Origin of the sequence: Staphylococcus sp. EG-SA-10 (assembly GCF_017151945.1) — a bacterium.
In the GTDB taxonomy this organism is placed as follows: domain Bacteria; phylum Bacillota; class Bacilli; order Staphylococcales; family Staphylococcaceae; genus Staphylococcus; species Staphylococcus aureus.
Map to the genome: position 1 here is coordinate 1 of NZ_JACVZJ010000056.1, position 439 is coordinate 439.

1 pseudogene is annotated in these 439 nt (G+C 34.4%); it reads left to right on the plus strand.

Going from position 1 to position 439, the window contains the following annotated elements:
• Positions 1 to 439, plus strand: a pseudogene (locus IDG45_RS13745) (alpha/beta hydrolase); the annotation flags it as partial.

Here is a 439-nt window from a genome sequence, read left to right on the forward strand (position 1 = left end):
TTTTTATGGTTATAGTCGCATCAACACTGAACCTTTTAAAACAACTAATAGTTATTACGCAAAAATAGCTCAAAGCATAAACGAAACAATGATTGCACAACTCACTTCACCAACACCGGTTGTTCAAGATCAAATCGCACAACGTTTTTTAATCTACGTTTATGCACGTGGCACAGGTAAATGGATAAATATGATTAACATTGCTGATTATACTGATTCAAAATATAATATTGCACCAGATGAACTTAAAACACTTCCACCTGTTTTCATTGCGCATTGTAATGGCGATTATGATGTTCCCGTTGAGGAAAGCGAACATATCATGAATCATGTTCCACATTCAACATTTGAACGCGTGATTAAAAACGAGCATGATTTTGATCGTAGACCTAATGACGAAGCAATCACTATTTATCGTAAAGTTGTTGATTTCTTAAAC